The sequence below is a fragment of the Mycobacteroides sp. H001 genome (genome assembly GCF_001440005.1).
GTDB lineage: Bacteria > Actinomycetota > Actinomycetes > Mycobacteriales > Mycobacteriaceae > Mycobacterium > Mycobacterium gwanakae.
Map to the genome: position 1 here is coordinate 229,467 of NZ_LJYH01000021.1, position 14,251 is coordinate 243,717.

Genomic DNA, 14,251 nt, shown 5'->3' on the forward strand with positions numbered 1-14,251 from the left:
GCAGTCGGTGTGACTGCCCTCGCTCTAGAACTGAATGGATGAGTGAGAAACATCCGGGACTTGGCCCGGCATGCGATGCGCTACGCGCCTCGCCGATGCGTCCCCCCTATGGGGTTCGCCTACCTGCCGTTATACGGCTAGCGGGAACCACTCATCGGTCTGCTCCGAGTTGTCGCCCTCAACCAGCATCTCGCCGCTGTAGATGGCTTCGAAGTCGATCTCGATGACCGTGGCACCGAATTCCTCGTTCGTCATGTACTGAACAGTAGGGGTCACTATTAAGAAATCATTGAGTTACGAATCGGAAAAGTCTGGCAATTTTCGCTAGACGCATCGGCGCAGGTCATAGACCATGAGCGACCTTGCTGAACTCTTAAGAAAACGGGTTGGTGCCCTTAATGAGCACCCACGCGGCGATCGCGCCCCCGATTCCGGCGATGAGCAGCACCGATGAGACCGCGGAAGGCCACTCGTCGCGGCCAAATCGCCCGTCCACAGAGATGCGTCCCGGACCTAACAGCAGCAGCGCCATGGCTGCCGCGCCGAGCACAAGGGGGAACTGCACGGCCGGGCCCGATTGCAACAGGTCGTTTCGCGCCACATAGGTCTGGGTTGCGACGTAAAGCATCGAACCCAGCACGGCACTGGCGCCAACGGGAGTGAGAAGTCCGGCGACCAGCATGGCGCCCCCGATGCTGTAGACACCCGCGAGCACACGCGCCGCCGTATCGGGATGCGCCAGGATAGGCGAGGAGCCCAGTTGTGCGAATTGCTCGGAGGCGAACACGATGTTCAGCCCACTCCAGCACAGCGTCACTCCCACCGCGACACGCAGGACCAAGAGTCCAATATCGTTGCGGGTCAACGGATCGCTGTACTGCTTGGTGCTCGGCACGCCGGAAGTCTATGGCATGAGGGCTATGGTGAATTCGCTATGGCGGCGGTCCATTCCCGGTATGACGACGGCAACGACATCCCCGGCATACCGTCCGTGCGGGTGGCGCGCGCCGAACTGACAGCGATCACCGCGATCACCGCTCTCGTATTCGGGTGGGCCAGCAGGGGGTACGGGTACTTCTTCGACGAGGCCTACTTCGTTGTCGCGGGCCGCGACCATTTGTCGTGGGGATACTTTGACCAGCCCCCGTTGGTGCCCTTCATCGCGGGCCTCGCCGACAACATCGCGCCCGGCTCCCTCTGGGTGCTGCGCCTGGCGGCGACCGCCGCGGTGGCAATTGGCACGTTGATGTGTGGGCTGATCGCCGCTGAGTTCGGCGGTGGCCGCCTCACGCAATCCCTCGCGGCCATCGCCTACGCCACCGCGATGTTCCAGATCCTGGCCCACTGGCTGCAGACACCGGCCATCGATCCGGCGCTGTGGTCGGTGGTGTGCTGGCTGTTGGTGCGCTGGACCCGCAGTCTCCGGGAACGACTGCCTGACGATCGGCTGCTGCTGTGGGCGGGAGTCGTCACCGCGATCAGCATGCAGACCAAATTCCTGATCCCGGCGCTGTGGATTTCGGTACTGGTGAGTGCGGCGGTCCTCGGCCCGCGGGTGCTGCTGCGCCGCCGGCAATTGTGGATTGGGGCGGGTTTCACCGTCGTGGCCACCATCCCGACCCTTCTCTGGCAGGGCACCCACGGCTGGCCATACATGCGGATGGCCGGGATCGTGGCCGCGGAGTCCGAACGCGGGGCGGCGTTGTTGGCGGGCATGCTTATCGGTTCGGTGTTCATCGGACTGGTGCTGCTGCTGGCCGGAGTTGTGGCGCTGCTGGCAGCGCCGTCACTGCGCGCCTACCGATACCTGGGCGTGGCCGCGGTGCTGGTGGGAGCGTTCATGTTCGCCTCTCATGGCCGTGCCTATTACGCCATGGGGCTGTACGCCTTGCTGATCGCCGCGGGCGCGGTGGGGCTTTCCCGGTGGCGCCCTTCCCGGGCCGCGGTACGGGGCGTGGTCTACGGGCTCATCGGGGTGGCGACGGCCGTATCGGTGATCATGGCGATCGTCAGGCTGCCCATCGTGTCCGAAGCCACTGCCGCACGCTGGTTTTCCTGGGCGGGCGAGATGGGGCCCACCATGCTTGCCGGTGGCGATCACTCCACGGAGGGCCTGCGCCAGGTGGCACGCGACACCTATGATTCGATGCCGCCCGAGGTACGTGACCGTACGGCTCTGGTGCTGCAGATCTATCCCATGGCCGCCGCCTATGACGTCGAGGCCGGACGTGAGGGCGTTTCCCGTGCCTACAGCTTCCACCGCGGGTACTACTACTTCGGGGCGCCGCCGGAATCGATGACGGACATGATGTACATCGGCGTCGATGCTCCGGATTCCGCACTTGCCCAAGGGTTCCGCGGGGTGCAGCGAATCGAGCTGCTGCACGCCTCCGGCGAGGACGAGACACAGGTCTACCGCTACTACGGCAGAATTGCGCCGTGGCAACAGCTATGGGACCAGTGGCGCACCTACAAGTAGGCGGCTCATCCGTCGAACAGATGGCACCCCGCGACGCCCAGATGTACTGGATGTCGACCAGAATCCCGAACGATCAGTTCCTGCTGTTCTGCTTCGATTCGCAGACGCAGGATGTCGCCGCCCTGCGGGACACGCTCGCCGCGCGCGCGTCGCGCATCGCGGATCTGCGGGTGCGGGCCGTCGACGTCGCCGGACACCTCGATTACCCGTACTGGGCGCCGCGTGACGAATCCCAGGTGCCCCTCACGGTGCACTCGCTGCCGGATTCCAGCTGGACGCAGTGCCGTTCCGCGATCGCCGCACTGCTCACGAGCACCGTCGACATCCGCGAAAGCCCTTGGCATCTTCACCTTTTCCCGGGAGTGCACGGCGCACCGAGGTCATCGGGTCCCGCGATTGTCGCGGTACTGCAGGTATCGCACGCATTGGCTGATGGTCAGCGGGCCACCGCGGCCGCGCGGGCATTGTTCGGCGATGCGGCGGGGGAGGCCGGGCCGCTGCCGGAGGCACCCGGTTATGCCGCACTGCGGGGGCTGGCAGGCTTTCCGGTGAAGCTGGGTCGGCTGCTGAGTGCGAGCCGCGATGGTTATCAGGCATACCGTCAGCAGCAGGAGCTTGTCGCTGCGGGTGAGCTGGAGCCGGAACCGCAGGGATTCCCACTGATTTCACTGAATGCACGGCCCGATGAACATCGGGAGATCCGGATGATCGTGCGGCCACGCGATGAGCTTCGCACCGAGAACGTGAGTGTGACCGTCGCGGTTCTCACCGCGATCGGCATCGCGTTGCCGCAGTATCTGCGCGATCACGGCCAGTGGGTTCCCGAGCGGCTGGGCGCGGAGGTAACCGTCGCATCTGCCGGTGAATCTTTGGCACGCAATAATTTCCGCAATGTTGGCGTCGACCTGTGCTGGGGTGAAACGGATCTACGCGCCCGGGCCCGGAAGATCGCGGACGGTATCGAGAGCAGGCGCCGTCGCGCCGTGCACCCGGTGCTGGTCGCGCAACGTGCTGGAGGCGCGGCGCTGCCCGCGCCGATGATGTGGGCGGGTGTCAACGCCTTCAACACCGATCTGATGCCGCCCACCGTCGCGGGTAACACCGTGGTGTCGAGCGTGGTGCGCGGTGCCGCCGATCTGATGTTGGGCGGTGGGCGGGTGGTGTTCACTGCCGGATTCCCCGCGCTGTCGCCGGTGATGGGATTGACCCATGGGGTGCACGGCATCGGAGACACCGTGACGGTGAGCGTGCACACCAGCGCGGCAGTGATGCCCGATGCCGATCACTATGAAGACCTGCTGGCCGACGCGCTCACCGAGGTATCTGCCCGATTGCGATGAGTTTTCTGATCGGCGCGGGTCGATACAGATATGCCGACGATTACTCCATGCCTCTGGTTCGATACTCGCGCCGAAGAGGCCGCCAGCTTTTATGTGTCCGTGTTTCCGAACTCCCGGATTCTCGAAGTCACCCACTACGGACCGAACACTCCCATGCCGGAGGGCACGGTGCTCACCGTCGAATTCGAGCTCGACGGGCAGCGGTACACCGCTCTTAACGGTGGACCCCAGTTCACGTTCGATGAGGCGATTTCGTTTCAGATCGACTGCGGGTCTCAGGAGGAGGTCGACCGCTACTGGGACGCGCTGACGGCTGACGGGGGAGAAGAGTCCCAATGCGGTTGGCTCAAGGACAAATTCGGGGTCTCCTGGCAGGTGGTCTCGCGCGAGCTGATCGACTTGATCTTCCACTCCGATCCGGTGACCGGTAACGCGGCGATGCAGGCCATGATGACCATGCGCAAGCTCGATGTGGCCGTCGCCAAGGAGGCGGTGGCCGCAGCGCAGTCCGGGTCTTAGTCGTCGTCTCCGAAGTCGACGTTCCAGCCCATGGACTTGTAGCGGCGTTTTTCCGACTCGCGGCGCTGCTTCTCGGCACGTTCGTGCTCGGACCAGTCGCCGATGACGCCGGGGGATGCCTTGGGTAGATCGCCGAACAACTCGTTGCCGTTGTCCCAGTTGATGAGGAATTCCGGGGTCTGGTGTTCGTCGTCGTCTTCGCCCTTGCCGCCGCGGCCGTGGGCGCCGCCCATGGGGGCCATACCCATGCCATCCATACCCATTGCGCCACCACGGACCCCGGCACCGCCGATGCCGGCGGCGTTGGTTCCGGCGCCGCCCGGGCCGGGTACACCCGCGCCACCGCGCAATGCTCCTGGGCCGCTGAGGGTTCCGGTACCCGAGCCGGAGCCGGAGCCCGATGGAGAGCCGAAGCCTGCTGCGGTCGTGTTGCCGGGTGCCAAGCCGGAGCCGTCCTTGCCTAGGCCGCCCGCGAGGCCACTGAGTGCATTGCCCAAGCCGCTACCCGAACCGCCGGAGCCGCTTTGGGGGCTGCCGCCGCCCGCGCCACTGCCGCCGCCCGAACCCGCGCCCTGGCCTTGTCCGCTCTGGCTACCCGAGCCGTCGCTGAAGGCAGGCTTGGTGTTCTTATCGGCGAGACTGTTGGCCAGATTGTTTGAAGAGCTTGGGTTTTGGCTGCCACCGCCGCCGTTCTGGCCTCCGCCACCTCCACCACCGGTACCGGTTTCGGTTCCGCTGCTGGGCTGCTGAAGCGTGATGTTGCCGGGGTTATTGCCCTTCGGTGGCTGGACATCGGTGACGTTGTCGCCCTCGCGGACAACCGGCTCGCTAAACAGTCCGACCATCTGCAGGCGTGCGAAGAACTGTTCCTGGTTCTTCAGCTGTTGTATTGCGGCATCCGACGATCCAGACTTCTTCTTCTGCGCGACCTCTGCATCGGACATCGGCGGCTCGATACTCGACTTGGCGGCACTCATCGCGTCGGCAAGTGGTGGCATCCTGTCCGCGACGTGCCGAATGCTGATGATGCCTCGTTCTGAGGCCCGGAAATACTCGGACATGTTGGTCTGCAAGGATTTCGCGGCCGCGCCGCGCCAGTCCTCGACCAGCATGCCCTGCACTTTGCCGCCAAGAGTGTGCATGATGTCGCCCAGCTGCTCGGCGATGCTGTTGATCGATTCCTGGGCTGCCTGCGGGCTGCCCGTCTGGAATGCCTGGGCGGCGTTGTAGATCGACTGGTGGTCGTGGCCTTCCCAGTGTTCTTTCTGGATCTGCTTCTTCCCCATGTCTTCTCCTCCTGAAAACTATTGGCTCTAAGGTATTTTCGGCTCGATCTGCTTCATGATCTGGAGGGCCAACGGGCATTGGTCGTAGCGTTGCTCGGTCAAGTCGAGATTGAGATCCACCTGGACAGCGGCGATGGCTTGTTGAGATGGAATGGCCACCGTGCAACTCGCACCGTTGACATTGTGTACGAGCCATCCGGATCGCGTACCAACGGTGACCGGCTCGTGACGGTCCCACTTGTCATTGGGCTGTGCTATCTGCGACAACGGTGTGTCTACCGCGTACACCTTGACGCCCCATTTAGGTCCGTCCCAGATGCACCCTCGAACGTTCTGGCCGAACGCGGTGGCGTGCGCGTCACGTTTGTTGGGTTTTACTTCCCACGTCGCAACATCTGCGTCGGTAACCGCGGTGCACGCATCGAACGTTGTTCCTGCTACCGGGTCGCGGTCGGTACTTGTTGTTGAGGGCGACATGCCGGCAGACGATGAAGATGAGGTCGGCGAGGTTGATGCGGAACCTGTATGTGGCGTGCCTTGGATTCCGTCGTGCGTGCACCCTGCAACGAGAGCAGTCGACGTGGCGACGACAGCGATCCACTTAATCTTCATTGGTTGAGTCTTCCTGACCTGTCAGCTGGTGGTGGGCGGCGGGTAGACGCCCAGACCATTGCTATCGATCGTGTCGCCTCTAAGCTGCTCGAACGACTCCGCGTTGCGGTGCTCGGTGTTGTCATACTCGTTCTGCGCGACCTTCGCCCACTCGGCCCACGTCTTTACGGTCTTGATATGTGCATCAATGACTGAGGCGACTGAGTCTGACGCGCCGGTTACCAAGTCGTTCAATGCGCTGTTCCAAGACGTGCCTTCTGCGCATGCACCCATGCCGAGTTCAACGTCGAACGCAAGTGCGTCTCGGCGGAGCACTTCCAGCTTGTCCACGGCGCCGCTGAACTCCTGCGACACCTTCGTCGCGGCTCCGGGAGCCAGGTGCAGCTCGTTCATATCGAGCCCTGAGTCTCCGGGCATGGACGCTCCCCTCGCTGGTCAAGCAGACATATTTGTCCTACATATACCTCTGACGTCAGCTGGCCCGATTTGGTTCCATGTTTTTTCGAATGAGGAGGAACTCGGGTCGTCAGGTGCCTGCCGCCGGCCAGCCGGGGTCGGCAGGCAGAGTCGGGTAGTCGGATTTGGGATGTTCGCCCGTGATGTAGGAGCTCAGCTTCTCGTATGGATCAGGAATTTTCTTGGCGCAGGCGTACAGCGTGAGGCGATAGTCGTCCAGCGGCCAGTCCGTAACGCGGTCCATCCAGGCCGCCGTGTTCAGACTCTCGGCGGTGCGGATTTTCCAGCCGCCGAATACGTCGGTCAAGGGATGAGGTGAGCTCCCGCCTTGAGACGTTTTCGTGGGGTCCGGTTCAGACGGTGAGGGCGGGGTTAGGGTGATCCGGAGGGGCAGCGTCGCGAAGTCGGCCGGTGCCGAAGTCGACGATACGTTTGGTGGAAGTCGGTTCGGATAGCGGTATTTGCCGTTCTCTTGCCGTACTCCCGTGGCGTAGTCCCAGACGCAGACTTTTGCGATGTAACCCGAGGTCGGGTCGCCGCTGAGGGACAGTATGTGTTCTCGCCAGGTACCGATGATTGGGGTAGTCGCCTGGAATCCGCGGCTCTCCAGTTGCGGGTCGCCGGCAACGAGCGGCCGTATTAGAGGACTGACGTTTGGGGCGTTCGGTGGGACAGCGTGCTCGAAGCCTGGGTAGTAGTACGCAGGGTTGGCCATGAGACCTCCGACTACGTAAGACTCGCGGTAAGCGCGGACGATGACGGCGGGACCAGTCAGTAGATCGATGCCTGGTTCGGCAGACCAGCGAATTCGCAGGTCTTTAGTCAACCCAGTGAAGGGGGTTGGCGGTTGGTCTTGGGGGGTACATCCGGCAAGCATCACCATGACCGTGGCGAGCACGCTGATCAGAGTCCGGGCGCTTATGCGCCATTCTGGGGGGCGCGTCACTGAGTCGACTTCACAGCATTGTTATATGCGTCGACAAGCGGACCAGCGTCGCCTGCTTTCCCGGGTACCTGGCCGAGAGCAGTGTCAACCATGGTGTGGTACGAGTTCGAGAGAAGCCCCAAATGAGCGGGGGAGCCATCGGGAAGTCGCATGGCTTGCAGTTCGGCTAAGGTGCCCACTCGCATAGCTCCTGGGTGTTCAGGTCCAACGGGCACAAGCATATTCGGCGGGAATTGGTCAGGCCTTAGCACGCCGGTAGAGACATATGCGTTGAGGAGTTGTTGCTGACCGTTGGCCGGATTCATGTTCGGAACCGTGCTGTTGGCCAGCTGGCCTGGGCTGGGAGCAGATCCGATCACGGTCTCCTTGAGGCTATCGGAAAGGATCCCAAAGGGAGTGGTCGCGTAGTCCGGTATTGGCAGGACCTTCGTGATTGACCCGTACGCGACTTCTTTGAGTTTCTGTAGATCCTTGGCGTACTGCTCTTTGGAAACGGTCTCGGCATTGTGTTGCGCATCGTTGCCTGCGGCCAACCCGGCGTCCGCCAGGCCGCGGAATCTGCCCGCCTGATCCAGGTCGCCGATAGGGCCGGTGCCGAGTTGCTTGACGGCTTCGGCGTAATGGTTCGTGGCCATAATTGAGTCCCCGTACAGGGCACTGCCCAGCGTGGTGGCCGCCTCCGCATTCGTGTCAAGCACCTTGAAAAGTGCCTTGGCTTGAGGCATAGAACCATTGCCAATGGCGTCATCGGTGTCTAAGGCTTCGTCGAACCCGGGGGTGCCCCCGAATATTGCAGGTTCTCCGCCGCCGATGACCGCTGTGTAGGGGGCCAGGCCCCATGCCATGCCCTTCACCAGCTCGGGGCTGAGCTGGCCAAGCGTCTTCGTTCCCTGTCCAAGGCCCTGGTTGTCGTTGGCAGGCAACGCATTCAGTTCTTTGTGTTCGGACACGTAACTGGCGTACGCATGTGCTGTTTCCCCGGAAATCTTTGCCTGCTCGGCAGAGGTGCCCGGTCCAACTTGAGCCGAGTCGTGGGTCCAACTCATCAAGCCGCCCGCCGCCTTACCGCCGTCGGTGAATTGATGATGCGTCAAATCACCAAGGAATTGATCGTTGCGCTTGCCATCGGGGTTCACCATCATGTCGTGGTCCACGACGTGATCCCGGCCAGCCGACGAGAAGATATTCTGAATCGTCGAATCTGCGGCACCTTCGTGGCTGTCGTTGTTTTGGTTCTCGAAGTGCAAGATGTCTGCACCGCGCTGCATGAGTTTCCGATCTAGCTCGGTGCCGTTCTGGAAACCGGGATCTCCGTCTTTAATAACATCCGACAGCCTGTCGAGATTGCCAAGGGTCGATCCTTGGGTGACTGGCGCGGTTCCCTGGCCCGGGCCCTGCGACACATAGCTGTATCCAGGCGACTTGTCATTCAACGCGTTCTGAACAGAGGTGGGCAGCTTGTCATACCCTCCCGTCGTGAGTTCGGTGGTGGAACTCTGTGCGCCGGGGCGTAATTCGGTCTTTGCGTAGCCGTACTGATTCGAGCCCATCATCTGCAGCGCGTTACCGATGATGCTTTTGTTGTTGCCCAAGCGTCGCTCGGCCCGGTGAATGTCTTCTACGGACATCCCATTCATCTGCGCCTGTAGTTGCCCCAATACCTGCTGCTGCGAACGCGTCAACTGCACCGGCCTGCCAGCGTCGCGATCCGCGATCTGCTCGGGGCTCAGGATCGATGCCGCCTGGACGCGCGCCTTTTGCTCTTCCGTGGCGGTACCGGCGAGAACGTCGTGGACATCGCGTTCGGCTTGTTCGGGGCTCCCCTCGGCGATTTGTTTCTCGGCCATGGTGTGACCGCCGGTGCCCTCGTCGAGCACGCGAGCCAATGAGTCGTCCAACATTTCGCCGCGCGCAATGAGGCCCGTCACCCGCTGGTGAAGTTCCTTCAGTTTGTCGATGACCTTCTGTAATTGGTCTTTGTTCAAACCAGTGATATCCGGCGGCGTCACCGTGTTGGTCTTGGGATAGATGTCCACCTTCGGGGGCGCCGCAGCGTATGCCAAGAAGGAGCCGATGTCGTCGGCCAGCGCTTGCGACTCTCCATAGGCCTTGTTGGCATGCATCGCCACATACATCGCCTCAAACCCGGAGTTCTCGAAGCGGGCGGCCGAGCGCTTCATCGCATCCCTGGCAGCGTCGCCGGCATCACCTTTCCAGGTCGACATGTCGATGATGGCCTGCACCTTGTCCGCGGCCTGCTGGCTGGCATCACCCCGTTTAGATGCGGCATCCGCGAGTGCCTTGATCTGCGGTGGCCAGTGCTGCAACTCGTCGAGTGTCATCCCCATATTTGTTTCCCCCTAGACCGCGCTGCTTGGTCCCGCTTGCTCGATACCCGCACGGTTGATTTCGTCCCGGTTCACGAATTTGGCCGCAGACGACCTGTGGTTGTCACCGTGACTGGTCAACTCAGTGTGATGGTCTGCGGATTCCTTCTCCCAATCGGAAATCCGGCTGTTCAACGCCTTAGCCGCCCGCCCAGATCCAAAACCCGCCTGGGCATCGGTCATCGCATTGTGGGCAGCGTCGTGTGCGTCCTTCAGATCGGAGGCGTGCGAGTGGAGTTGGTCCGCATGAATCTGCAGTTCGGCGGGGTCCAGATGTAGGTAGTCACCCGATGAACCCGAAACGCTCGACATGTCTGACTCTCCTCTTTTGTGGCATACATGCCCCTATATAGAGATCCGACGGCGCAAGGTCGCGTTTGGTTCCATGTTTTTCAACCGGTCATCGCCGTGGGTCCCGACCCCTGGCCCACCCCTTCGCCGAGCGCATACTGCACGCAGGGGAAACGCCAGAAAGGCCTGCGTGCGGTATGCGGTCGGCGGGGACGCTCGCAACCTTGACCGCCTAACTTATCGCTGATAACTTAACGCCGTTATTCTCCGGAGGAAGGCGTTGCGATGCTGGAACGTTTGGCTCGATCGGTTATCGCGGCACCTCGCCTCGTACTCGGTGCGGCACTACTTATCGCCATAGCGGCCGCCATCTTCGGCGTACCGGTCACCAAGCATCTCGCCGCGGGCGGGCAGCAAGACCCCAATTCCGAGTCTGCCCATGTGACACGGGTTCTCGCGGATAAGTTCGGCATCAGCGATCAGTCCCTGGTCTTCATGCTTACCAGCGAGCAGGGTGTAAAGAGCCCGCAGATGCGCGCCGTCGCAAGCGATCTGGAGCGCCAGCTCAAGGAATCCGGCGACGTGCTCAACCTGACCTCGGCGTGGACGGCGCCGCCGCCCGTCGCCGAGGATCTCTTCGGCACGGACGGCAAGTCCGGGCTGATCGTCGCCGGGTTGACCGGTGGCGAGAACGACGCGCAAAAGCACGCGGCGACTCTCATCAAGTCGCTCGCCGTCGATCGCGACGGCGTCTCGATCAAGGCCGGAGGAGTCGCCACCCTCTACAACCAGATCGTCACACAGTCCGAGAAGGACCTGCTGGTCATGGAATCGATCGCGATTCCGATCAGCTTCGTGGTACTGGTCTGGATCTTCGGCGGCCTCTACGCGGCGCTACTGCCCCTGGTGGTCGGAGTGTTCTCGATCGTGGGGGCGATGTCGATCCTGCGGGGCCTGACGTTCGTCACTGATGTATCGGTGTTCGCGTTGAACCTTGCCGTCGCAATGGGATTGGCGCTTGCTATCGACTACTCGCTGTTGATCATCAGCCGCTATCGCGAAGAGGTGAACGCCGGTAAGCTGCGCGATGAGGCGCTGGTGCTCACCATGACCACGGCGGGGCGCACCGTGCTGTTCTCGGCGCTGACGGTCGCCCTCGCGCTGGTGGCGCTGATCTTGTTCCCGATGTACTTCCTCAAGTCATTCGGCTACGCGGGTGTCGCCGTGGTCTTTGTCGGAGCCATCGCGGCACTGGTCATCGTGCCGGCAGTGGTCACGCTGCTCGGCGACCGGATCGATGCCCTCGACGTGCGCCGTCTCATCCGCAAGATCCTGGGCAGGCCAGAACCCGTCGCCAAGGACGTCACCGAGACGTTCTGGTACCGGAATACCAAACGCGTTATGGCCCGCGCGGTTCCGATCGCCATCGTGATCGTCACGGCATTGGTGGTTCTCGGCCTGCCATTCCTTGACGGCAAGTTCGGGTTCCCGGACGACCGGGTGCTGCCCGCGTCGGCCTCGGTGCACCAGGTCGGCAACGAAATGCGCCGGAACTTCAACAACAACAGCTCCACCAACCTGTCCGTCATCGCCGAGGGCATCGGGGCGGTGCCGCCGACGGGAATCGATCAGTACGCGACGGACCTGTCGAAGATCGAGGACGTCAAGGAGGTGGCCGCACCCACCGGCGCCTTCATCCGGGGCATGAAGGTTGGCCCGCCCTCCGGTGCAACCGGGATCAAAGATGGGACAGCACTTTTCACGGTGCAGACGGGTGCCAAGCCCTACACGGCCGATGCCGAGCGTCAGCTCGACGCCATCCATGCCCTGCCCGGCCCGGGCGATACCACGGTGAAGATCGGCGGGGGAGCGCAACTGGACCGTGACGCCGTCGACGGCATCGTGGACAAGCTGCCCTTGGTGCTGGCCATCATCGCGATCGTCACCTTTGCGCTGCTGTTCCTGTTGACCGGCTCGGTGGTACTGCCCCTGAAGGCACTCGTGCTCAACGTGTTGTCCCTGACGGCAACCTTTGGCGCGCTGATCTGGATTTTCCAGGAGGGGCACCTGGGCGGATTCGGGACCGAGGCCACCGGAACGATCGTCGCCACCATGCCGATGTTGTTGTTCTGTATCGCGTTTGGGCTGTCGATGGACTACGAGGTGTTCCTCATCTCCCGGATCCGTGAGTACTGGATGGCATCCGGACGCACCCGCGCCGACAACGACGAAGCCGTGGCGCTCGGCGTGGCCCGCACCGGGCGGGTCGTCACCGCCGCGGCGATGATCATGACCATCGCCTTTGCCGCGCTGATAGCCGCGCAGGTGTCCTTCATGCGCATGTTCGGCACCGGACTGACCATCGCGATCGTGGTCGACGCCACCATCATCCGGATGCTGCTGGTGCCCTCGTTCATGCGAATGCTCGGGCGCTACAACTGGTGGGCACCTAAACCGCTGGTCAAACTCCATGACCGAATCGGATTCAGTGACTAAGCGTCCGCGTTCGTCGCGCGGTGAAGGAGACCAACTGCGCGACGAAATCATCGACGCCGCAATCGGACTTGTCCTGGAGGCCAGGGAGCTGCGCGCGCCGTCGATCCGTGAGGTGGCCCGCAAGATCGGTGTGACCCCACCGTCGATCTATCTGCATTTCGCGGATAAGGACGAGTTGATGGACGCGGTGTGCGGGCAGTACTACCAGCGGCTCGACGATGAGATGGTGGCCGCGGCCGTTGATCAGCAGACCACGCTGGAGCGCCTGCACGCGCAAGGTATGGCCTACGTGCGCTTCGCCGTCGCGACCCCGCTGATGTACCGGCTGGCCACCTCGGCGCCGCCCCGCGATGACAGCGAACTGGACGAAACGCTGGTGAGTGCGGCATTTGCGCACTTGCACAAGGGGGTTCAGGAACTCGTGGAGGAAGGCTTCTACCCCGACGGCGACACCGTCGCAATGGGTCTGCAGCTGTGGTCGGCGGCGCATGGAGTGGCCTCGATGCTGGTCACCAAACCGTATCTGCCGTGGGGTGATGCGGAACTGTTCGCCGACAACGCCTTACGCGCAGCGTGCCTGGGACAGGCGGTCAGTGATGTCGATCTGACCGCAGTGCTGCCGCGTCAGAAGTAGAGCCGCACCGACGCCAACGTGCCCGGTGCCGCCGAGTTGTTGGAGAACTCGAAGAGCCCGACTCCGCGCCGATCACCCAGATGCACGGTGGCCGACACCGAGGAGCCCGCGGCCAGCAGCTTGTTAACGGTCAATGAGCTTGTTGCCGAGACAAACTCGGCCAGCGATGCGTCGGTGACGCCGTCCAGGGAGAGGGAGGCATCGGGGGAGAGCAGCCGGGTGACCGTCGGGACGTCCCGGGCAGCCAGGGCGCCCGCCAGTTCCTGGACGCGCTGCTTGCCAGTCTCGCGAACGCCCTTGAGGCCGCGCATGAACCCCAGCACCCCGTTGAGCCCCTGGTTCTTCAGCAGCTGCGGTCCCAGCTTCGCGCTCGCCAGTAGCCCTTCGCTACCGGCGCCCAGTAGTTGGCCGATCATCGCGCGCAATTCCCAGAATGCGAACAACCGATCGATCTTGAGCGATGCGGCCGGACCGTCCTCCACCACGTCATAGCGCAGGTGCATCGGGATGTGCATGGTGACGCCGGTCGACATCGTGGTGTGAATGGTCAGATCGCGCAGTACCGACATTCCGGCAACCACATCGTTTTCGACCTCGAACACGATGGTGTTGGGCGCGATGAAGGTGTCGTAGAACTTGCTGATCGCGGCCTCACCGATATGAGGCCGCGAACCCACCGGGTCGTTGACCTGGCCGTAGGTGGCGAAGAGGCCGACCCAGCTGTCCTTGTCGTGTGCACCGACAGCTGCGGGCGACGCCTGAACGGTCGCCAGCAGCTCGTCGGCGAATGGTGCGCTGGACACCG

14 protein-coding genes are annotated in these 14,251 nt (G+C 62.8%); 5 read left to right on the top strand and 9 right to left on the bottom strand.

Annotated elements, in window-relative coordinates; translation table 11 throughout:
• Positions 1-129: 129 nt before the first annotated feature.
• Entirely contained in the window at positions 130-255 is a 126-nt protein-coding gene (locus AOT83_RS28315) for a hypothetical protein (RefSeq protein WP_044104255.1), read from the bottom strand.
• Positions 256-373: 118 nt separating this feature from the next.
• Positions 374-895 (bottom strand): DoxX family protein, encoded by a 522-nt coding sequence (locus AOT83_RS03075; RefSeq protein WP_030094727.1) that lies wholly within the window; start codon positions 893-895, stop codon positions 374-376.
• Between the two features lie 39 nt (positions 896-934).
• Between AOT83_RS03075 and AOT83_RS03080 the strand changes: the two genes are divergently transcribed.
• The 3 genes from AOT83_RS03080 to AOT83_RS03090 are packed head-to-tail and all read left to right on the top strand — an operon-like array spanning position 935 to position 4,338.
• Complete coding sequence (locus tag AOT83_RS03080) at positions 935-2,479, top strand: glycosyltransferase family 39 protein (protein ID WP_057963853.1); 1,545 nt, start codon at positions 935-937, stop codon at positions 2,477-2,479.
• Positions 2,452-3,819: a WS/DGAT domain-containing protein gene (locus tag AOT83_RS03085; RefSeq protein WP_057963854.1), complete on the top strand. Its 1,368-nt coding sequence runs from the start codon at positions 2,452-2,454 to the stop codon at positions 3,817-3,819. Before AOT83_RS03080 ends, AOT83_RS03085 begins: the two co-directional genes overlap by 28 nt.
• 30 nt (positions 3,820-3,849) lie before the next feature.
• The gene (locus AOT83_RS03090; RefSeq protein ID WP_057963855.1) at positions 3,850-4,338 is read left to right on the top strand and encodes a VOC family protein; all 489 of its coding nucleotides are present in this window, start codon (positions 3,850-3,852) and stop codon (positions 4,336-4,338) included.
• Here the strand turns inward: AOT83_RS03090 and AOT83_RS03095 are convergent.
• From AOT83_RS03095 to AOT83_RS03120, 6 genes are all read right to left on the bottom strand, one after another.
• A complete protein-coding gene (locus AOT83_RS03095; protein ID WP_057963856.1) occupies positions 4,335-5,624 on the bottom strand; it encodes a hypothetical protein in 1,290 nt (429 codons plus the stop codon). The genes AOT83_RS03090 and AOT83_RS03095 overlap by 4 nt on opposite strands.
• A gap of 27 nt (positions 5,625-5,651) precedes the next feature.
• Positions 5,652-6,236 carry a DUF3558 family protein gene (locus AOT83_RS03100; RefSeq protein ID WP_078344279.1) on the bottom strand — a complete coding sequence of 195 codons (585 nt, stop codon included), beginning with the start codon at positions 6,234-6,236 and terminating at the stop codon, positions 5,652-5,654.
• Positions 6,237-6,257: 21 nt separating this feature from the next.
• Entirely contained in the window at positions 6,258-6,653 is a 396-nt protein-coding gene (locus tag AOT83_RS03105; RefSeq protein WP_057963858.1) for a hypothetical protein, read from the bottom strand.
• A gap of 109 nt (positions 6,654-6,762) precedes the next feature.
• The gene (locus AOT83_RS03110; RefSeq protein ID WP_057963914.1) at positions 6,763-7,569 is read right to left on the bottom strand and encodes a hypothetical protein; all 807 of its coding nucleotides are present in this window, start codon (positions 7,567-7,569) and stop codon (positions 6,763-6,765) included.
• 65 nt (positions 7,570-7,634) lie between these two features.
• On the bottom strand, positions 7,635-9,986 hold the full coding sequence (locus AOT83_RS03115) for a hypothetical protein (RefSeq protein WP_057963859.1): 2,352 nt from the start codon (positions 9,984-9,986) through the stop codon (positions 7,635-7,637).
• A gap of 12 nt (positions 9,987-9,998) precedes the next feature.
• A complete protein-coding gene (locus tag AOT83_RS03120; RefSeq protein ID WP_030094735.1) occupies positions 9,999-10,337 on the bottom strand; it encodes a WXG100 family type VII secretion target in 339 nt (112 codons plus the stop codon).
• Between the two features lie 264 nt (positions 10,338-10,601).
• Between AOT83_RS03120 and AOT83_RS03125 the strand changes: the two genes are divergently transcribed.
• Positions 10,602-12,812: an MMPL family transporter gene (locus tag AOT83_RS03125; protein WP_057963860.1), complete on the top strand. Its 2,211-nt coding sequence runs from the start codon at positions 10,602-10,604 to the stop codon at positions 12,810-12,812.
• Positions 12,805-13,446, top strand: a complete 642-nt coding sequence (locus AOT83_RS03130; RefSeq protein ID WP_057963915.1) for a TetR/AcrR family transcriptional regulator — start codon at positions 12,805-12,807, stop codon at positions 13,444-13,446. Before AOT83_RS03125 ends, AOT83_RS03130 begins: the two co-directional genes overlap by 8 nt.
• Here AOT83_RS03130 and AOT83_RS03135 read toward each other — a convergent pair.
• Entirely contained in the window at positions 13,437-14,249 is an 813-nt protein-coding gene (locus AOT83_RS03135; protein WP_057963861.1) for a nuclear transport factor 2 family protein, read from the bottom strand. The genes AOT83_RS03130 and AOT83_RS03135 overlap by 10 nt on opposite strands.
• Positions 14,250-14,251: the final 2 nt, after the last annotated feature.

Coding starts and splice junctions, on each gene's coding strand:
- AOT83_RS28315 (WP_044104255.1), bottom strand. CDS start 255: ATGACGAACGAGGAATTCGGTGCCACGGTCATCGAGATCGACTTCGAA.
- AOT83_RS03080 (WP_057963853.1), top strand. CDS start 935: ATGGCGGCGGTCCATTCCCGGTATGACGACGGCAACGACATCCCCGGC.
- AOT83_RS03085 (WP_057963854.1), top strand. CDS start 2,452: ATGGGACCAGTGGCGCACCTACAAGTAGGCGGCTCATCCGTCGAACAG.
- AOT83_RS03090 (WP_057963855.1), top strand. CDS start 3,850: ATGCCGACGATTACTCCATGCCTCTGGTTCGATACTCGCGCCGAAGAG.
- AOT83_RS03095 (WP_057963856.1), bottom strand. CDS start 5,624: ATGGGGAAGAAGCAGATCCAGAAAGAACACTGGGAAGGCCACGACCAC.
- AOT83_RS03100 (WP_078344279.1), bottom strand. CDS start 6,236: ATGAAGATTAAGTGGATCGCTGTCGTCGCCACGTCGACTGCTCTCGTT.
- AOT83_RS03105 (WP_057963858.1), bottom strand. CDS start 6,653: ATGCCCGGAGACTCAGGGCTCGATATGAACGAGCTGCACCTGGCTCCC.
- AOT83_RS03110 (WP_057963914.1), bottom strand. CDS start 7,569: ATGCTTGCCGGATGTACCCCCCAAGACCAACCGCCAACCCCCTTCACT.
- AOT83_RS03115 (WP_057963859.1), bottom strand. CDS start 9,986: ATGGGGATGACACTCGACGAGTTGCAGCACTGGCCACCGCAGATCAAG.
- AOT83_RS03120 (WP_030094735.1), bottom strand. CDS start 10,337: ATGTCGAGCGTTTCGGGTTCATCGGGTGACTACCTACATCTGGACCCC.
- AOT83_RS03125 (WP_057963860.1), top strand. CDS start 10,602: ATGCTGGAACGTTTGGCTCGATCGGTTATCGCGGCACCTCGCCTCGTA.